The sequence below is a fragment of the Gordonia sp. UCD-TK1 genome (assembly GCF_001691435.1).
GTDB lineage: Bacteria > Actinomycetota > Actinomycetes > Mycobacteriales > Mycobacteriaceae > Gordonia > Gordonia hongkongensis.
The window spans coordinates 18,412-40,803 of sequence record NZ_LZMP01000025.1 but is presented as its reverse complement, the minus strand read 5'-3'; the positions used below and the strand labels follow the sequence as shown (position 1 = coordinate 40,803).

Below are 22,392 nucleotides of genomic sequence, written 5' to 3'. Positions count from 1 at the left end.
GGTCCCGCGGGAACGAAGCAGTGCAGTCGACCAAAGGAATGACTCAGACGTGACCGATGTCGATTCAACGGCCTCCAACATCTCTCTCACCTGGGGCTCGCGGCCTTCGACATTGCACCTGATCGCCTTCTCGGCCGGCGTCGCACCCTCCGAGACCGCCTACGAGGCGGCGTCCGGTCCGGTCACCTTCGGTGAGCTGTACGCACGGGTCTCGGCTACGGCCCAGATCTTCGTCGCCCAGGGGCTCGACACCGAGGCAGCCGTCGGCGCCGGGGTCACCCAGACCGAGGCCGCCGCCGGCCGCGCACCCGCGGAGATCGCCGACGCCACCCGGCGCGCGATCGGGCTGATCCGAGAGCGGGCCCTGGAGCTGATCGGCAGCACCGACCTCGGCTCACTGCCCGGTCTCGTCCGTTCCGCGGTGGCCCGCCACGCCGACCGGCCCGCGGTCAGCGACGCGACCGGCACCGTACTGTCCTATCGCGAGCTCGACGAGCGGTCCGAGGTGCTGGCCGGCGCACTCCGCGCCATCGGCGCAGGTCCGGGTCGCCTCGTAGGTGTCGCGCTCGCGCGCCGTGCCGAGCTGATCGTGGCCCTGCTCGCCGTCCTCAAGACCGGGGCGGCGTATCTGCCGCTCGACCGCTCCCAGCCGGTTGCGCGCGCGCAGTCGATCGTCGACGACGCCGCGCCGCTGCTGGTGCTCGCCGACGCGGAACTCGCCGCGGCGTGGGACGTCATCGACGTGCGGTTCGCGGCGCCCGAGGAGTTGGCAGCCGGGACTCCTCAGGGAGCGGGGGAGGCCCTCGACGAGCGGCTGCCGGCCTACCTGATCTACACCTCGGGTTCGACGGGCCGGCCGAAGGGCGTCGTCGTCTCGCATCACGAGGTCGTCGCGCTGATGAAGGCCGCGGCGGAGGAGTTCTCGTTCGGTCCGGACGACGTGTGGACGCTGTTCCACTCCTACGCGTTCGACTTCTCGGTCTGGGAGATCTGGGGACCGCTGGTCACCGGCGGGCGCGTCGTCGTGGTCGACCAGGACACCACGCGCGATCCGGACGCCTTCGTCGAGCTGCTCGAGTCCGAGCGGGTTACGGTGCTGAGCCAGACGCCGTCGGCCTTCTACCAGCTCATCACCGCCCAGCGGCAGAAGCAGGCCTCGTTTGCGCTGCGCTACATCGTGTTCGGCGGTGAGGCGCTGAGTTTCGAACAGGTCCGGCGGTGGTTCGACGACAACCCGGCCGACGGTGCGCAGCTGGTCAACATGTACGGCATCACCGAGACCACGGTGCACGTCAGCTATCGCGCGCTGGACCGCGACGCGGTGTCGGCGGGTGACGCGTCGTTCATCGGACGGCCGCTGTCGTCGCTGGACATCCACATCCTCGACTCGCGGCTGCGGCCGGTGCCCGAGGGCGTCATCGGTGAGATGTACGTCACCGGAACGCAACTCGCGCAAGGTTATCTCCGCCGGGCCGGCCTCAGTGCCACGCGTTTCGTCGCGAACCCGTTCGTGCCGAACGGTTCCGGTGACCGGATGTACCGGACCGGCGATCTGGCGCGCCGCGTCGGCGACGACATCGAGTACCTCGGTCGGGGCGACGCCCAGGTCCAGCTCCGCGGATTCCGTATCGAGTACGGTGAGATCGAGGCCGCACTCGTCGGTGTCGACGGGATCGCGGCGGGTGCGGCGAACGTCGTGGATCTGCCCGACCGGGGTGAGATCCTTGCCGCCTACGTGGTTCCCGAGCAGGGCGCCGAGGTCGACGAACAGGTCGTGCGCCGCCGAGTCGCGGCCACGGTGCCGGAGTACATGGTCCCCGACGTCGTCATGACGGTCGAGCGGCTGCCACTGACCCAGAACGGCAAACTCGATCGCGGCGCACTGCCGCGGCCGGTGCTGGCGTCGACGACCGAGTTCGTCGCGCCCGACAACGACACCGAGGCAGCCCTGCGGGACATCTTCGCGGAGGTACTGGGTCTCGAGGACATCAGCGTCGTCGAGTCGGTGTTCGACGTCGGCGGCAACTCGCTGCTGGCCGCCCGCATCGTCGGCCGCGCCGCGGAGACGCTCGGTGTGGACCTCACCGTCCGTGACCTCTTCGACGCCCCGACGGTTCGCGACCTCGCGCTGGCCGCGGCGTCGAAGCGGCCGGGGCTGCCGCCGATCGAGCCCGTCGTCGACCGTCCGGACCGCATCCCGCTGTCGCTCGCACAGCAGCGCATGTGGTTCATCAACCGGTTCGACCCGGCCTCGCCCGCCTACAACATCCCGATGGTCCTGCGGTTGTCGGGCGAGGTGGACGCCGACGCGCTGCGTGCGGCGTTGCTCGACGTCATGACGCGCCACGAGGTCCTGCGAACCACCTATCCCGAAGCCGACGGCGACGCCTATCAGCTCGTCCACGAGCCGTCGGCGACGGCTGCGATGCTCGACTGGCGCGAGGTGCCGGAAGCGGCACTGCCGCAGGTGATGCTCGGCGGATTCGACCTGGTCGCGGAACTGCCGGTGCGCGTAGGCTTCTCCCGGATCTCGGACACCGAGGCGGTCCTCGGGATGGTGGTGCACCACATCTCGTGTGACGGCGAATCACTGGCGCCGCTGGTGACCGACCTGATCACCGCGTACACCGCACGGGTCGCCGGGCGTGCGCCCGCGTTCGAGCCGCTGCCGGTCCAGATGGCCGACGTCGCGCTGTGGCAGCGTCGGGTGTTCGGCGCCGCCACCGACGACTCCTCGCTCGTCGGGGCACAGCTCCAGTACTGGGCGCGGCAACTCGACGGCGCGCCCGACGTGCTCGAGCTGCCCACCGACCGCCCACGTCCGGCCGTGGCCTCACAGCGCGGTGCACGCGTCGAATTCAGTGTGCCGCAGGAGGTCTCGGAGCGTGTTGCGCGCCTGGCCCGGGATCGCGGGCTGACCCCGTTCATGGTCGCGCATGCGGCGCTCGCGGTCCTGCTGTCGCGTCTGTCCGCGACCGAGGACATCGCCGTCGGGACGCCGATCGCCGGTCGTGGCCAGTCGATCTTGGACCCGATGGTCGGGATGTTCGTCAACACGTTGGTCCTTCGGACCGGCGTCGACTCCTCGGCCGGCTTCGACCAACTGCTCGACGACGTCCGCCGCACCGATCTCGAGGCCTTCGCGAACGCGGACATCCCCTTCGAGGCGGTCGTCGAACGGGTGAACCCGCTGCGCACCGAGGCCTACGCGCCCCTCGCGCAGGTGTGGCTCGCCTTCGACCAGTCGGCCATCGCCGACCTGGCCTCGCAGACGTTGACGATCGGCGGGGGGACGATCGGCGAGGCCGGCGGCCTGGCCGTGACCCCGGCCGAACCGGACGAACTCTCCGCGCGCGTCGACCTGACCGTCGGCATCGCCGACAACGGCGACAACTGGCAGGGCTCGGTGCTCTATGCGACCGACCTGTACGACGCCGAATCGGTGCGCCTGTTCGCCGATCGGTTCGTCCGCCTTCTCGACGCCCTGACCGCGGACCCGGGTGCGCCCGTCGGCGATGCCGAGCTGATGACCTCGGCCGAGCACGAGGCGATCGAACGATGGGTCGGTGCGGCTGACACCGACGCCGGTCCCGGGCAGGTCGTCACGGTCGCGGATGCGCTGGCGGACTCGTTCGCCCGCAACGCGTCCCGCCCCGCCGTTCGCGCGGGCGGGCGCACCTACGACCATGCCGAGTACGGGGCGCTGGTCCACGCGTTCGCACGACGACTGCTCGAGCAGGGTGTCGGGCCGGATGTGGCGGTCGCGGTTGCCGTTCCGCGGTCGGTCGAGATGCTCGTCGCGATCCACGGGATCGTGCTCGCCGGCGGAACCTACGTGCCGATCGACCCGGAGGCGCCGGCCGAGGTCGTCCGCCGGCAGCTGGCGCTGTCCGGTGCGTCGACGGTGGTCGTCGCCGGGGCACGTCCGAGCTGGGCCGAGGCCGCGTCCACCGTTCCGGAAACCTTCGTCACCGTCGATCTCGACGCGCTCGCGACCGCTGCGTCGGCTCCCCTCACCCCCGCGGATCGTCCGGTGGCGCTGCGCGCCGGGCACCCGGTCTACACGCTGTTCACCTCGGGCTCGACCGGACAGCCCAAGGGTGTGACGGTCACCCACCGGGGCCTGCACGACATGCTGTCCTGGTTCGGGGCCTACACCGGTGACCCGGCGGACGAACGGGTGCTGGTGAAGACCCCCTACACCTTCGACGCCTCGGTCTGGGAGCTGTTCTGGCCGTTCGTCGCGGGCGCCACCGCCGTGGTCGCAGCACCCGACGGCCACCGTGATCCGGCGCATCTCGCCCGCGTCATCGCCGACGAGCGGGTCACCTCCGTCCAGTTCGTGCCATCGCTGCTCGCGGTGTTCCTCGACGAGAGCTTCGATCCCGCCACCGGTCTGTCCTCGGTGCGTCAGATCTTCACCGGCGGTGAGTCACTCACCCCCGCGGTGACGCAGCAGACGCTCGCGGCCGCCCCGCACGCGGTGGTCGTCAACCAGTACGGGCCGACCGAGATGACGGTGGACGCGACGATCCGGCCCCTGGTCGAACCGGTCGAGGTCGTCACCATCGGCCGCCCGGCACCGGGCGTGACGGCCCGGGTCCTCGACACCCGCCTCCGCCCGGTGCCGCCCGGCGTCCCCGGCGAGCTGTACCTGGGTGGCGCGCAGATGGCCCGCGGGTATGCCGGCGCGCCGGCGCTGACCGCCCAGGCGTTCGTCGCCGACCCGGCCGGCCCAGCGGGCTCGCGGTTGTACCGGACCGGCGACCTCGCACGCTGGCGCGCGGACGGTGAACTCGAGTATCTCGGCCGCGCCGACTTCCAGGTCAAGATCCATGGACAGCGCATCGAACTCGGCGAGACCGAGGCAGTCCTGTCCGCCGCGCCGGGCGTGGTCGCCGCTGCTGCCGCGGTGACCACGACGTCCGCGGGCGATGCGCTCGTCGCCTACCTGACGGGCCATCCGGGCGACACCGTGGACGTCGACACGGTCCGCGCCTTCGCCGCGGAACGGTTGCTCACCCACCTGCGCCCGACACTGTGGGTCGTCCTCGACGAGATGCCCCGTAACGCCTCCGGCAAGGTCGACCGGCGCGCGCTGCCGGCGCCCACCGTGTCCGAGTCCGAGATCGTCGAGCCGACGACGCCGGCCGAGCAGGCCCTGGCCGCTGTCGTCGCCGAGGTCCTCGGGGTCGAGCGGGTCTCGGTCGTCGACTCCTTCTTCGATCTCGGCGGCAATTCCCTGGCCGCGATGCGGGTCGCGGCCCGCGCCGGTGCGGCGCTCGGCGTCGAGGTCAGCGTCCGCGACCTCTTCGACGCACCGAGCGTGCGTGAGCTCGCGCAACGCGTCGCCGACCGCGTACCCGGCCTCCCGCCGGTCACCGCGGTACGCCCGCGCCCGGATGAGATCCCGCTGTCCTATGCGCAGCAACGCATCTGGTTCATCAACCAGTTCGACACCAGCTCGGCGGCCTACAACATCCCGATCGCCCTGCGCCTGCGCGGCAAGCTCGACCTCGCCGCGCTGCGTGCCGCGATGGTCGACGTCGTCGAGCGTCAGGAAGTGCTCCGCACGGTGTTCCCGTCGATCGACGGCGCACCGCGACAGGTCATCGGGGACGCCACCGGTGTAGGCGCCGAACTCGACTGGGCTGTCGTCGACGAGGAATCCGACCTGTTTGCCGCCGCCGGCGCGGGTTTCGATGTCGCGGTGCAGCGACCGATCCGCATCCGCGTGCATCGCGTCGACGACCTCGAACACATCGTCCTCATCGTGATCCACCACATCGCCGGCGACGGCGAATCGATGCGGCCGCTCGTCACCGACGTGGTGACCGCGTATGTCGCGCGCTCCCAGGGCCGTTCGCCCGACTTCGCGGAGCTGGAGGTGCAGTTCGCCGACGTCGCGCTCTGGCAACGTCGTGAGCTCGGTTCGATCGACGACCCGGATTCGCGGGTCTCGGCGCAGGTCGACTACTGGCGCACCGCGCTGGCGGGGCTTCCCGAGGTGCTCGAACTCCCCGCCGACCGTCCGCGTCCGAAGGTCGCGTCGATGGCCGGCGCCGAAGTCGGTTTCGAGATCGACTCGGCGACAGCAGATCTCGTCCGAAATCTCGCCACCGAGCGTGGCGTCACCGAGTTCATGGTCATCCATGCGGCACTGGCCGTGCTGCTGTCGCGACTCTCGGCCACCGACGACATCGCCATCGGCACCCCGATCGCCGGACGCGGCGACGCCGCCCTGGATCCGCTGGTCGGCATGTTCGTCAACACCCTGGTTCTGCGGACCGTCGTCGACCCGGCGCAGCGGTTCGCCGACCTTCTCGACGCCGTGCGGGTCACCGATCTCGACGCCTTCGCCCACGCCGATGCCCCCTTCGAGGCGGTCGTGGACGCACTCGCGCCGTCACGTTCGGAGGCCTTCGCGCCGCTGACGCAGATCCTGCTGACCGTCGACCCCACTCCCGCGGATCCGTCCACTCTCGTCGCCGACATCGACGAGCTCGCGGTGGAAGTGGTGGAGACCGAGGAGAACTCGGCCAAGGTGGACCTGACGGTCGGACTCCGCGGGGGTCGCGCCGGGTCCTGGATCGGCCGGGTCAACTACGCCACGGACCTGTTCGACGAGGCGACGGTCGCGCGGATGATGGATCGATTCGCGCGGTTGCTGCACGAGCTGGTCACCGACGCGACCGTGCCGGTCGGTGACGCCGACCTGTTCGACACCGACGAGCGCGAGCTGCTGACCCCCGTGGGCCGTCAGCCCGCGACACCGGCCGTGCCGCTGGCCGAGCTGTTCGCCGCCGCGGTCCGGCGCGGCGGAGCGGACCGGACCGCGGTCGTCGACCCCGAGCGGTCATTGACGTACGGCGAGCTCGATGCCGCGTCGAACCGGCTGGCTCGTCACCTGCTGGATCGCGGCATCGGCCGCGGCACCCTGGTCGCGCTGCTCATCCCACGGTCGGCGGAACTGATGGTCGCGATCTGGGCGGTGGCCAAGACCGGGGCCGGGTACGTACCGATCGACCCGGATTACCCGGCGGATCGCGTGTCGCACATGATCACCGATTCCGGTGCGCGGCTCGGGCTCACGCTCGGCGACGTGGCCGGGCCCGGGATGCCCGGCAGCGAGTGGCTGGAACTGGACTCGCCGGAGCTCATCGAAGCCGTTGCGGCGGCCAGTGATTCGCCTGTGACCGACGCCGACCGGCCGAGCGCGGTCGGGGCCGACGACGCGGCCTACGTGATCTACACGTCCGGATCGACCGGTACGCCCAAGGGCGTCGAGGTCACCGCGGGCGGCCTGCGCAACTTCGGCGTCGAGGCCGCGGAGAAATCCGGAATCACCCCGGACTCACGCGTCCTGGGTTTCGCCTCACCCAGTTTCGACGCCTTCGTACTCGAGTATCTGCTCGCCTTCACCGTGGGTGCCTCCGTCGTGTACCGGCACCGCGACGCGGTGGCCGGTGCACCGCTCGCGGACTTCATGCGCGAGCACCGCGTGACCCATACATTCCTCACCCCGACAGTGCTCGCCTCCCTCGATCCGGCCGACCTCCCGGATCTGCACACCGTCTACGCGGGCGGTGAGGCGGTCCCGGACACCTTGCGTGACCGCTGGGCACCACTGGTGCGCTTCCAGAACCTCTACGGACCCACCGAGACCACGATCGGTGTCGCGATCGGCCCGCCCATGCGGGTCGAGGAACCGGTCCTCGTCGGACCGCCGATCGGCGGCGTCGACCTGCTGGTGCTCGACTCCCGGCTCCGCCCAGTTCCGGTCGGGGTGGCGGGCGAACTGTACGTGAGCGGCCCGGCCCTGGCGCGCGGCTACCTCGCGCGCCGCGGTCTGACCGCGGAGCGCTTCGTCGCCAACCCCTTCGGCGCGCCGGGCGACCGGATCTATCGCACCGGGGACATCGTCCGCTGGGCCCGTGACCGCGACGGGTCGCTCTCGGTGGACTATGTCGGTCGTAGCGACGACCAGATCAAGCTTCGCGGTCTGCGTATCGAACTCGGCGAGATCGAGAGTGCGCTCGGCGATCACCCCGCGGTGGCCTCCGCGGTCGTCGTCGGCGTCGACTCCGACGGCGGGCTCGCCGCGAGTGGACAGTCGGTCGTCGCGGCGCTCGCCGCCTACGTGGTGTTGCGCGACGCAGTCGACATCGCCACGCTGCGTGAGCATCTCGCCGACCGGTTGCCGTTGTTCATGGTGCCGGCCGGGATCGTCGTGCTCGACGCACTGCCGCTGACCCCGGTGGGCAAGCTCGATCGTCGGGCACTCCCCGCGCCGACCATCGAGGTCGACTCCGATCACGTCGACGCCGAGACGCCGGTCGAGCAGCAGCTCGCCACGATCATCGCCGGACTCCTGGGTCTCGAACGCGTCAGCGTCAGCGACTCCTTCTTCGCCCTCGGCGGCGATTCCATCATGTCCATTCAGGTCGCTTCGGCCGCGCGGGCCGCCGGGATCGATGTGTCGCCTCGAGACATCTTCGAGCACAAGACCGTTCGGGCGATTGCCCGCGCCGTCGGCGCCCGTGGCGAGCGGGTGCCCGCCCTCGAGGAACCGGCCGGCGGCGGGATCGGCCCGATGGCCGTGCCGCCGGTGGTCTCGTGGATCCTCGATCAGACCGACGTGGTCACCGACTTCGCCGATTTCTCCCAGTCCATGGTGCTGACCGCGCCGGCCGGACTCACCGTCGAGATCGCGCAGGAACTCCTCGGGCAGGTCGTGTCCGTGCATCCGATGCTCAGCGCGGCGGTCGAACCCGGGCAGGCCGATGGCGAATGGCTCATGCGCACCGGCGTCGCGCCACTGCATCCCGGCGCCGTCACCGCCCTCGCGTCTCCCGCGCTCGTCGGCGACCCCGGCTTCTCGGACACCGTCGTCGCGGCCTTCGAGGACGCCTCGCGGCGTCTCGACCCGACCACCGGGCAGCTCGTCGCGGCCGTTCTGGTCACCGACCCCGACGCCGCCGCACGGCTCGTCGTCGTCATCCACCACCTGGGCGTCGACGCCGTCTCGTGGCGGGTCATCATCGAGGACCTGCTGACCGCGTGGGCGCAACATCAAGGCGGTCAGGCGTATTCGTTGCGACCGGAGGTCACCTCGGCGCGCGCCTTCACCGCCGCGCTCGACGCCCAGCGGGCCGGGCGATCCGACGAGCTGCGCTACTGGCTCGAACGGTCGCCGGAACGGGTCACCGACCTCTGGGCGGAGGTCGACCGCACGCGTGACCGCATGTCGACCACCGAGACCGTGGTGCACACGGTCGGCTCGTCGGTGACCGAGGCGCTGCTGACGTCGGTGCCGACCGCCTTCCGCGGCAACGTCAACGACGCTCTCGTGGCTGCTCTGGCGCGCGCTGTCCGGTCGTGGCAGCAGGCCCGGGGCATCGCCGACGACCGGCCGGTGACCATCCTGCTCGAGGGGCACGGCCGATACGAGGAAGCCCTGCTACGCGGAACCGATCCGCGGACCGTGGATCTGTCCCGGACCGTCGGGTGGTTCACGACCATCGCGCCGATGGCCGTCGACGTCCGCGGTGACGCCGTCCACACGGTCAAGCTCGCCAAGGAGGAGCGGGTCGGCCAGCCCGACAACGGGATCGGTTACGGACTCCTCCGCTACGGCGACACCGAGCTGTCCCGGCGCCCGTTGCCGAGCATCGGCTTCAACTACCTCGGCAACGTCACGGGGACCGGGGCCGGCGGCGAGAACGCCTCGGACGTGGGCGAGACGGGCATGCCGTTCCTGCCCGACCCCGCCGCACCGCGCCTGCCCGGCACGGTCACGGGCGCCATGGTCGTGCCGAACCTGCTGAGCATCAACGCGGGAACCGCGATCGGCGACAGCGGTCGCGAGTTCGTCGCGGGATTCACGTTCCCGCGCGGCGCGATCGACACCGAGGCGGTCGACGACCTCGCGCGGCGCTGGGACGCCGAGCTCGCGACCATCGTCGACGAGGTCGCCCGCGTCGGCGATCCGGGACTCTCCCCGTCGGATGTCCTCGGTGCGCGCGTCACCCAGGACGATCTCGATCACCTGGCCCGGCGGTATCCGGGCGCCGACGTGTGGCCGCTGTCGCCGCTGCAGCGCGGCCTGCAGTTCCAAGCCGAACTCGCCGCGGCGGGCCGCGAAGCCGGGGCGGTCGACGTCTATACCGCGCAGGCGGTTCTCACGCTCAAGGGCGAGGTCGACGCCACCCGTCTCGCCGAGGCCGTGCGCGAGGTCTTCGCCCGCCATCGGGTACTGCGCTCCAGTTTCGTCCGGGTACCCAGCGGCGAGGTCGTCGCGGTGGTTCCGGAGACTGTCGAGATCCCCTGGCGGACAGTGGATGCCGATAACGGCGACGATGCGATCGACGTGGTCGCGCAGGTCGAACGCGCGACGCCGTTCGACCTCGAGTCCGGCCCGCTCATGCGGTTCGTCCTCGTCCGCAGTGGCACGCGCTCGACGTTGGTCGTCACCAGCCACCACATCCTGATCGACGGCTGGTCGAGCCCGCTGATCATGGCCGACCTGTTCGCGCTGTACGCCACCGGTCAGACCTACACCGGCACCGTCGCCGCCGAATCCGGGGCTCGGGGAGACTACTTCGACTACCTGCGGTACATCGCCGCCTCCGATACCGAAGCGGGACTGGCGGCCTGGCGGTCGGTGCTGTCCGCCGTCGACGAGCCGACCCTCGTCGGCTCCGGCCGCGAGGCGACGTCCGATCAGCTTCCGCGCGATCACAGCGTGCTGCTCCCGGCCGAGATCACCTCCGCCGTCGACGACCTCACGCGCGCACGGGGAGTCACCGTCTCGACGGTGATGCAGTTCGCCTGGGCGGTGCTGCTCTCGCGCATCACCGGCCAGCGCACGGTCGTCTTCGGCGAGACCGTCTCCGGACGTCCGGCCGATCTGGACGGCGTCGAGACGATGGTCGGCCTCTTCATCAACACCTTGCCCGCGGTCGCGGACGTCGACCCGGGCGCCCGCGCCGCCGACGTCCTGGACGCGCTGCAGGCCTCGAAGGTCGCGGTGCTCGACCACCAGCACCTCGGACTGCCCGAGCTGACCGCACTCGTCGGTCGCGGACAGCTGTTCGACACCCTCGCGGTGCACGAGTCCTATCCGGTCGACGCCCAGTCGCTGAAGCGAGGGGCCGACGCCGGCGGCATCGGGATCGAGGATCTCGACGCCACCGACTCGACCCACTACCCGCTGAATCTGGTGACCGGCGTGGTCGGCGACCAGATCGAGCTGAAACTGAAGTATCTGCCCGCCGCCTTCGACGAGCGACAGGTGGAGGTGTACTCGGATGCGTTGATCCGCATCCTCACGACCCTCGTCGCCGACCCGGCCACCGAGGTCGGGGCCATCTCCCTGCTCGACGACGCCGAGTACCGCAGCGAGCTCACGCCGCCGGTCACCCGGACCCGCAACACCGACGTCTCGCTCGCCGAGTTGTTCGCGCGGGCAGCGCGCACCCACGCCGATCGTCCGGCCGTCACCGACACCACGTCCACACTCGACTACCGCGAGATCGACGAACGTTCCGCCGCGGTCGCCGCGGCCCTGAGTGCGCGAGGAGTCTCCACCGGCGATCTCGTCGCCGTGGCGACCTCCCGCGGCGTCGATCTCGTCTCCTCGATCCTGGGTGTGTTGCGTTCCGGCGCCGGCTATCTGCCGCTGGACACCACCAATCCGGTCGACCGCCTGCGTTTCATCGTCTCCGATGCCGCGCCGAGCGCGGTGATCATCGACGACACGACCGCGGACTTCGAACTGTGGTCCCGATTGGGCACCACGCCGGTGGTGCCGGTCGCGCAGCTGATCGCTGAAGGTGCCGCTGCGACTTCGGAACCGGTTGCGGTTCATCCTGATTCGCGTGCCTACGTGATCTACACGTCGGGTTCCACGGGTCGGCCCAAGGGTGTCGAGGTCACCCACCGCGACGTGGTGACCCTGATGGACACCGCCGCAGATGATTTCGACATCGACGAGACGGACGTGTGGACGATGTTCCACTCGTACGCGTTCGACTTCTCGGTCTGGGAGCTGTGGGGACCGCTGCTGACCGGTGGCCGCTTGGTCCTGGTCGACCGGGACCTGGCGCGGGCGCCGGAGGAGTTCCTCGATCTGCTCGCCCGCGAACGGGTCACCGTGCTGAGTCAGACGCCGTCGGCGTTCTACCAGCTCGCCGAGACCCGCCGACGCCGCGACACCCCGCTGTCGTTGCGCTACATCGTGTTCGGCGGCGAGGCGCTCAGCTTCGAGCAGGTGCGGCGCTGGTTCGACGATCATCCGGACGAGACCACGACGCTGGTCAACATGTACGGCATCACCGAGACGACCGTGCACGTCAGTTTCCGGCCGCTCGACCCGCACTCGGTGGCGGCCGACGACGCGAGCTTCATCGGCCGGCCGCTGTCGTCGCTGGCCATCCACGTGCTCGACGACCGGCTGCGGCCGGTCCCCGAGGGTGTCGTGGGCGAGATGTACGTCACCGGTGGGCAACTGGCGCAGGGCTACCTGAAGCGCGCCGGGCTGTCGTCGACGCGTTTCGTGGCCTCACCCTACGGCGAGCCCGGAACCCGCATGTACCGCACCGGCGACCTCGCCCGTCGCGTGGGCGACGACATCGAGTACCTCGGGCGCGGTGACGCGCAGGTCCAGTTGCGTGGCTACCGGATCGAGTTCGGCGAGATCGAGGCGGCACTGCTGGCGGTGCCGGGTGTGAGCGCGGCAGCGGCCCGGGTCGTCGACATCCCCGGCCGCGGTGAGCAACTCATCGGTTACCTCGTCCGCGACGCGCAGGACGCGGTCGACGCGACCGAGGTCCGGCGCATCGCCGGCCGCGCGGTGCCGTCGTACATGGTCCCGGACCAGATCATCGACGTCGACACCCTGCCGCTCACCGCGAACGGCAAACTCGACCGCGACGCCCTTCCGGTACCCGACTCGGCCACCGTGGTCGAGGAGATCGTCGCGCCCACCGGCCCGCAGGAGACCGCGGTCGCGCAGGTCTTCGCCGAGGTGCTCGGAGTCGACGAGATCGGTGTCACGACAAGCTTCTTCGATCTCGGCGGCAACTCGCTGTCCGCGACCCGCCTCGCCTCGCGCGTCGCCGACGCACTCGGTACCGAGGTGTCGGTGCGGGACGTCTTCGAGGCGCCGTCCGTCCGGGATCTGGTGGACGCCGTGTCCGGGCGCGGAAGCACTCTGCCACCCGTGGTGGCGGTGTCGCCCCGCCCGGAGCGCATCCCGCTGTCGTTCGCTCAGCAGCGCCTGTGGTTCATCAACCGGTTCGAGCCCGCGTCGTCGACCTACAACATCCCGATCGGTCTGCGCTTGCGCGGCGACCTCGACACCGACGCGCTGCGCGCCGCGGTGACCGACCTCGTCGCACGGCAAGCGGTGTTGCGCACCACCTTCCCCGAGGTCGACGGCGTTCCCCACCAGCGCATCGACGCGCCGGACCAGGTCGACCGACTGGACTGGGCGGTCGTCGGCTCCCAGGCCGAGATCGAGTCCGCGGTCACCGACGGCTTCGACGTGACCGCCGAGTGGCCCATCCGCGCGCGCCTGTGGCCGGTGAGCGCGGGAGAGTTCGTCTTCGTGGTGGTCGTCCACCACATCGCCGCCGACGGCGAGTCGATGAGACCGATGCTCGCCGACCTCATCACCGCCTACGGTGCACGCGCCGCGGGCCGGGACCCGGTCTTCGCGCCGCTCGAGGTCGAGTTCGCCGACTACGCGATCTGGCAGCACGACGTCTTCGGCTCCGCCGGTGACCCGGACTCGCGCATCGCCGCGCAGCTGGACCACTGGGTCCAGCGCCTCGCGGGAGCACCGGACGTCCTCGAACTGCCCACCGACCGGCCGCGTCCGGCGGTGGCGTCGCAACGCGGCGCCCGGTTCGACTTCGACATCCCGGTCGAGATCGGGACCGCGATCGAACGCGTGGCCGCCGAGCGGGGCGTCACCCCGTTCATGGTCGTTCACGCAGCACTCGCCGTGCTGCTGGCGCGGCTCTCGGCCGGTGATGACATCGTGGTCGGTACCCCGATCGCCGGCCGTGGGCGGGCCGCTCTCGACCCGCTCGTCGGCATGTTCGTCAACACGCTGGTGCTCCGGGTCCCGGTCGACGCGGGCGAGTCCTTCGAGACTCTGCTGGACCGGGTCCGGACCACCGACCTGGATGCCTTCGCGAACGCGGACGTCCCGTTCGAGACGCTGGTGGAGAAACTCAACCCGGTCCGCACGGAGGCGTTCGCCCCGCTCGCCCAGGTGAACCTCACCTTCGACCAGTCGGCCTCGGCCGACTTCGCGATCGACGCCGAACAGAGCGGTTCCATCGGCGATCTGGGCTTCGAGCCCCTTCCCCCGGCCGCACCGGGTGCGAAGGTCGACCTGAACTTCGCGATCGACCGGGGAGACGACGGGCGCCGATGGGCCGGATCGGTCATCTATGCCACCGACCTGTTCGACGAATCCACGATCGACACCCTCACCCGTCGACTCGTCGCCGTGCTGACCGGAGTCCTGAGCGCGCCGTCGCGTCCCGTCGGTGACGCCGGGCTCGTGCTGCCGGACGAGTCGTCGCGTCTCGACGACTTCGCGACCGGCGCCCGGGTCGAGGTCGGATCGCCGCACATCGTGGCCGACCTCGTGGCGTCGAACGCTGCCTCGGCTCCCGATGCGCCTGCGGTCATCTTCGACGACCGCGTGGTCGATCATGCCGAGTTCGCCGCCCGCGTGTCACTCCTGGCGCGCGAGCTCATCGACGCGGGTGTGGGTCCGGACGTCGCGGTCGGCGTCTGTCTCGACCGGTCGGTCGAGATCATGGTCGCCGTACACGGAATCGTCGCCGCCGGTGGACAGTACGTGCCCATCGATCCGGAGAGTCCGGCTGAACGCGGACAGTACATCCTCGACACCGCCCGGGTGTCCACCGTCGTCGTCGGTCCCGGGACGGTCCCCGCCGTCCTCGGCGAGTTCGGCGGCCGGATCGTGCGTGTCGACGCCTCGACTCCGCTCCCGGACGCGCCCGTACCGCCGGTGACCGAGGCCGACCGTCTCGGGGTCGTCCACCCGGACAACGCCGTCTACACGATCTTCACCTCCGGATCGACGGGACGCCCCAAGGGTGTCACCGTCACCCACGGCGCGCTGCGCAACACCCTCGCGTGGTTCACCGAATCCAACGGCGAAGGGCCGCATCGCTTCCTGCTGAAGACCCCGTACACCTTCGACGCCTCGGTCTGGGAGTTCTTCGGCCCGGTGTTCAATGCCTCGCCGGTCGTCGTCGCCGAACCGGGCGGCCACCGCGATCCGCGTCATCTCGCCGGGCTCATCGAGCGCCACGGCGTGACCACGGTGAAGTTCGTCCCCTCGATGCTCGCCGCCTTCCTCGACGGCGCCACCGGGGTCGGCATCGAGCGGCTCGCCAGCCTGCGCCGAATCTTCTCCGGCGGCGAGGCGCTGCTCCCGGGTCTGGCCTCGGGACTGGCGGCCGCACTTCCGAATGCGTTGCTGGTCAACCAGTACGGTCCCACCGAGGCCGTCGTCGACATCACCTACGGAGCCGTCACCGGGCCGCCGCCGCAGAACATCCCGATCGGAACCCCGGTCTGGAACTCGTCGGTGCGCGTGCTCGACGCGCGGCTGCGTCCGGTACCCCTCGGCGTGGCCGGGGAGCTGTACCTCGGCGGAGTCCAGCTGGCACGCGGGTACGCCTCCAGGCCCGGTCTGACCGCCCAGACCTTCGTCGCCGACCCGTTCGGGCCAGCCGGCGCGCGCCTGTACCGCACCGGTGACCGCGGACGCTGGAATGCCGCCGGTGAACTCGAATACCTGGGCCGCAACGACTTCCAGGTGAAGCTGCGTGGGCAGCGCATCGAACTCGGCGAGATCGAGTCGGTACTCGGATCGGCCCCCGGTGTCGTGCACACCGCCGTGGTGGTCGCCGCCCCCGCCGGGGGAGGCGAGCAGCTGGTGGCCTACCTGGCCGCCGGGCCGGGCGTCGATCTCGACGCCGACACGGTGAAAGACGTTGCGCTGCGGGGACTCCCGGAGTTCATGGTCCCGACCACGTGGATGGTCCTGGACCAGATGCCGCTGACCACCTCGGGCAAGGTCGATCGTCGTGCGCTCCCGGCGCCCGAGTTCACCGCGAGTGAGTACGTGGCGCCGGCCGACGGCCAGGAGACCGAGGTCGCCGAGATCTTCGCCGGGTTGCTCGACGTCGATCGTGTCGGTGCGACCGACGACTTCTTCGCCATCGGCGGCACGTCGCTGTCGGCGATGCGGTTGGCCTCGCGTGTCTCGGATGCGTTGGGGCGTGATGTCTCGGTGCGCGATGTGTTCGACGCGCCGACGGTGCGGGAACTCGTCGGTCGTGCAGGTGGACGCGGACGAGCGTTGGCCCCGGTGGCGGCGTACCGTCCACGTCCGGAGAGTCTGCCCCTCACCTTCGCACAACAGCGGATGTGGTTCATCAACCAACTCGACCCCGGGCAGGCGACTTACAACATCCCGATCGCTCTCACGCTGCGTGGCGATCTGGACAGCGCGGCGCTGCGCGGTGCACTCGCCGACGTCGTACGTCGCCATGAAGTTCTCCGTACGACCTTCCCGTCCGCGGACGGGGTGCCGCACCAGGTGGTCCACTCCGCCGACGAGGTCGACGGCCGACTCGATTGGGCTGTGGTCGGCACCACCGACGATCTGCTCGCCGCGGCGACAACGGGGTTCGACGTCGCCATGGACTGGCCCCTGCGTGCGCGACTGACGCGGACCGGTGACCACGAACATGTGTTCCTGATCGTCCTGCACCACATCGCGTCCGATGGTGAGTCGCGTCCGGTCCTGGCCCGCGACCTGATGACCGCCTATTCCGCGCGCCGCGTCGGACAGACGCCCGCATTTCCCACTCTCGACGTGCAGGTCGCTGACGTCGCGCTGTGGCAGCACGAAGTTCTCGGCGACGCCGATGATCCGACTTCGCCGGTGTCGCAACAACTCCGATACTGGGAACAGCAGCTCGCCGGCCTTCCGGAGGTCATTGATCTACCCGCCGACCGACCGCGGCCGGCTGTCGCGAGTCAGCACGGTGCGCACCTGCCGATCGAGGTCCCCGGGGAACTGGGCGACGCGATCAACGGGATGGCCCGCGAGCACGGGGTGACAGCGTTCATGGTGATCCATGCAGCGTTGGCGGTGTTGTTGAGCCGTACGTCGCTGGTCGACGACGTGGCCATCGCGACACCCGTCGCCGGGCGCGGTCAGCCCGAACTCGATCCGCTCATCGGCATGTTCGTCAACACCCTGGTGTTGCGTACCCGTGTCGATCCCGCCGCGACCTTCCTCGACATCCTCGAGCAGACCCGCGACACCGACCTCGATGCCTTCGCCAATGCCGACCTGCCCTTCGAGCGTCTGGTCGACCACCTCAACCCGGTCCGGTCCGAGGCCTTCGCCCCATTGGCTCAAGTCCTGTTCACCCTGAACCAGGCGACGCTGCCGGAACTCGGTGGCGAGTTGGGCGCGGTCGTGGTGGACGGTCTGACCGTCGAAGCCGTGGACAACGAAGTCACCCCGGCGAAGGTGGACCTGACCATCGGGCTCGCGGCCGCTGCCGCCGGCCAGCCGTGGCGCGGTTCCATCGTCTACGCCACGGACTTGTTCGACGAGTCGACTGTCGTCCTGTTGAGGGAACGGTTCCTGCGTCTCCTCTCGGACCTCATCGCGAACCCGGCGATCGGAGTCCTCGACGTCGGACTCATGTCGCCCGACGAGGTCGCCGCGGTCCGCGGGTTCGAGCAGGGCCCGGATGTGACGCTGCCGGATGTCGTTTCTGTCGATGCCGCGGTGATGCGGACGGTCATCCGGGACAGCGGTCGCACCGCGCTCATCGCCGGCGAGCGCGAGGTGTCCTACGGCGAGTTCGGCGCGCGGGTCAACACGCTCGCCCGGACGCTGCGAGACCTGGGCGTCGGACCCGATACCGCAGTGGGCCTGTGTATTCCGCGCTCGGTGGAGATGGTCGTCGCGATTCACGCGGTGGTCGCCGCGGGCGGACAGTACGTTCCGATCGACACGTCGGCGCCCGCTGAACGCGTGCGGTACATGGTCGAGACAGCAGGTGTCTCAGTGGTGCTCCTCAGCGGGGACCGGACCCCGCCCGCCGTCGCCGAACTCGGCGACCTCGYGACGATGCACGCGATCAGTGCCGACGCGGCGGTCGACCTGTCCACGCCGCCGCTGACCGATGCCGAACGCGTCCGTCCCATCCGCGGCGACGACGCCATCTACACCCTCTTCACCTCAGGGTCCACCGGACGTCCGAAGGGTGTCACGCTCTCCCATTCCGCGGTGCTGAACCGCCTCTGGTGGGGCCTGGACGAACTGCCCATCGGCACCGTCGACCGCGTGGTGCTGAAGACCCCGTACACCTTCGATGTGTCGGTGCCCGAGTTGTTCGCGCCCCTCATGGTCGGCGCGTCGATGGTCATCCTCCAAGCCGACGGTCACCTGGACCCGGTCTATGTCGCCGACGAGGTCAGTCGGACCAGGGCGACGATGGTCCACTTCGTGCCGTCGATGCTGTCGGTCTTCCTCGAGGTCGCCGGTGAGGAGCGGGTACGGGCCTGGAAATCGGTGCGCATCATCTCTACCACTGGCGAGGCTCTACCACCGGCGTCGGCCGGCCGGGTGCGCGACTGGTTGCCGCAGGTGTTGTTCTACAACCTCTACGGCCCGACCGAAGCTGCGGTCGAGATCACCTATGAGCGGATCGAGGCGGTCCATTCCGAGGATCCGTCGGTGCCGATCGGCATACCGATGTGGAACTCGTCGTCCGTGGTGCTCGATTCCCGACTGCGGCGAGTGCCGCCCGGTGTCCCGGGTGAGCTCTACCTCGGGGGCGTTCAGTTGGCACGCGGGTACGCCGCCCGACCGGACCTGACCTCGGAGCGTTTCGTCGCCAGTCCCTTCGGTCGTGGCGAACGCCTCTACCGCACCGGCGATCTCGTCCGTCGACGCCGCGACGGGGTCCTGGAATACCTGGGCCGCACTGACTTCCAGGTGAAGTTGCGTGGCCAGCGCATCGAGCTCGGTGAGATCGAAGCGGTGATCGCCACTGCGCCCGGGGTGGTGCACACCGCCGCCACGGTCATCGACGCACCCACCGGGGACCAGCATCTGGTTGCCTACATCGCCGGGCCCGCCGGGGTCTCGGGTATCGATCTCGACGCCGTCAAGGGTGTCGTGGCCGACGCGTTGCCGGAGTACATGCGCCCGACCGTCTGGGTTGTCCTCGACGACATCGCACTCAACAGCGCGGGCAAGATCGATCGAAAGGCGTTGCCAGAACCAGAGTTCGCGGCCGCCGAGTATGTGGCGCCGGAGACCGAGGACGAGACCGGCGTCGCCGAGACCTTCGCCGAGGTCCTCGGTGTGGACCGGGTGTCGGTCGTCGAACCGTTCTTCGACCTCGGCGGCAACTCGCTCTCCGCCATGCGCGTCGTGGCGCGACTGTCCGACGCCTTCGGCGTCGCCGTGACCGTGCGCGACCTGTTCGACGCGCCGACCGCGCGCGGCCTCGCCGACGTTCTGGGCGTGCGCGCCGGGCACGCGGCGAGCTCAGCGGGCAGCCCGGTACGGACGGTGGACTTCGACCGCATCCCGTTGTCCTTCGACCAGATCCGGATGTGGTTCATCAACCGGCTCGAACCCGACGCGCCCACGTACAACATCCCGGTGGTCATGCGGCTCACCGGGGCGCTCGACGTCGCAGCACTGCATGCCGCAGTCATGGATGTGGTGGCCCGGCATGACATCCTGCGGACCGCGTTCCCGGAACGCGATGGGGAGCCCTATCAGGACATCGCGCCGGTCGAGGAGATCGGATCACGCCTCGACTGGGCAGTCGTCCATTCCGAAGAGGCCATGTGGACGGCGGCACTCGGCGGCTTCGACGTCACGTCGCACTGGCCGATCCGGGTCCGGTTGTACCCGGTCGCGGACGACGAGCACATGCTCGCGGTCGTCCTGCACCACATCGGTGCCGATGGCGAGTCGATGGGTCCGCTGGTCGCCGATCTCGTGACCGCTTATTCGGYTCGTGTCCGCGGCCGTGAGCCGCAGTTCACCCCCCTGGCAATGYAGTTCGCAGACTTCGCGATCTGGCAGCACGCCACGCTCGGGTCACCCACCGACCCGCACTCGGTGGCCGGGACGCAATTGGCTTACTGGGCGGAACAACTCGCAGGACTACCGGACGTGCTGGAACTACCGGCGGACCGCGCGCGGCCGAAGGTGGCATCGGGGCGCGGCGGACGTGTCGCCTTCGAGATCCCGGCGTCCGTCGCGAACCGGATCGGCGAATTGGCGCGTGACGCGGGAGTCACCCCCTTCATGGTGGTCCATGCGGCGCTGGCGGTCCTGCTGTCCCGCATGGCGGCCACGGATGACGTCGCAGTCGGCACCCCTGTCGCCGGTCGCGGGCGGGCCGAGCTGGACCCGATGATCGGTATGTTCGTGAACACCCTGGTGTTGCGGACCGCCGTCGGCTCCGGCGACTCGTTCGAGGCGCTTCTCGAGCGCGTCCGTGACGTGGATCTTGACGCGTTCGCGCACTCGGATGTGCCGTTCGAAACCGTGGTGGAACGGATGAATCCCGTTCGGTCCGAATCGTTCGCGCCTCTTGCCCAGGTCTGGTTGACCTTGGACCAGTCGGTGGTCCCCGAGTTGGCGGGGTCGGGTCTGGCCGGTGGCGAGGTCGCGGACGTGCGGGTCACGCCCGTCGAGGTGCCGCAGCTGACCGCGAAGGTCGATGCGTTGTTCGGGATCGGGACCGCCGGACCCGGACAGCCCTGGCCCGCGGTGATCCAGTACGCCACCGATCTGTTCGACGAGCGGAGCGTCGCCCGTCTGGCCGATCGGTTCGTCGCGGTTCTGACCGCCTGCGTCCACGACCCGGCGATCGCGACCGGTGACGTCCCGGTGCTGTTCGACTCGGAGATCGCCGAACTCGCCGCCCTGCCGCTCCCGGCCACCGACACGGTCAACGCGGGTGCGTCCCTCGTCGACCTCTTCGGCCGGACGGTGTCGGCACATCCGCATCGTCGTGCGGTGACCGCGGGTGAGACAACGCTCAGCTACGCCGAGTTGGATGCGCGGTCGTCCGCGATCGCTGCGGCGCTGCAGGCGCGCGGTGTACGCGCGGGTGATCTGGTGGCGGTGGCACCGTCTCGTTCGGTGGACCTGGTGAGTTCGATTGTCGGTGTCTTGCGTTGCGGTGCAGGCTATCTCCCGCTGGACACGACGAACCCGGTGGATCGGTTGCGATTCATCGTCGCCGATGCAGCGCCGTCTGTGGTCCTGACCGATCAGACCACTGCCGAAGCCGAACTCTGGACCCAACTGGACTCCACCCCGGTGGTGACGGTCGAGGACCTCGTCCGAGAGGGCCACCAGACGTCGCCGGGCCAGGTGGCGATCCATCCGGAGTCGCGCGCGTACGTGATCTACACGTCGGGGTCGACTGGTCGTCCGAAGGGCGTCGAAGTCACCCACCGCGATGTGGTGACCCTGATGGACACCGCTGCAGGCGATTTCGACTTCTCCGAGGCGGATGTCTGGACGTTGTTCCACAGCTATGCCTTCGACTTCTCGGTGTGGGAGTTGTGGGGTCCGCTGCTGAGCGGAGCCAGGCTCATCGTCGTCGACCGGTACCTCGCGCGGTCACCGGACGAGTTCCTGGAACTCCTGGCCCGCGAACGGGTCACGGTGTTGAGTCAGACACCGTCGGCGTTCTATCAGCTGGCGGAGGCGCGCCGGCGGAATCGCACGGCGCTCGGGCTGCGATACATCGTGTTCGGTGGTGAGGCACTGAGTTTCGAGCAGGTGCGTCGCTGGTTCGACGATCATCCGGCGGAGACCACGCAGCTGGTGAACATGTACGGCATCACCGAGACCACCGTGCACGTCAGCTTCCGGCCGCTGGAACCGGAGACAGTGACTGCTGACGACGCGAGTTTCATCGGTCGTCCGTTGTCGTCGCTGAGCATCCACGTGCTGGATGATCGTCTGCGGCCGGTGCCCGAGGGCGTGGTCGGCGAAATGTACGTGACCGGCGGCCAGTTGGCGCAAGGCTATCTGAACCGGGCCGGCCTTTCCGCGGCCCGCTTCGTGGCGGCTCCACACGGTGAGCCCGGGACCCGGATGTATCGCACCGGGGACCTGGCGCGTCGAGTCGGCGGTGACATCGAGTACCTCGGGCGCGGCGATGCGCAGGTGCAGCTCCGCGGTTACCGGATCGAACTCGCGGAGATCGAGGCGGCATTGTTGTCGGTGCCGGGTGTGAGTGCGGCAGCCGCCAGAGTCGTCGAGATCCC

1 pseudogene (only partly in view) is annotated in these 22,392 nt (G+C 69.9%); it reads left to right on the top strand.

Annotated features, from left to right (window positions below):
• Positions 1 to 49: 49 nt before the first annotated feature.
• Positions 50 to 22,392: pseudogene (locus A9310_RS15435) on the top strand (non-ribosomal peptide synthase/polyketide synthase); its annotated part runs 18,411 nt beyond the window's last position; the annotation flags it as partial.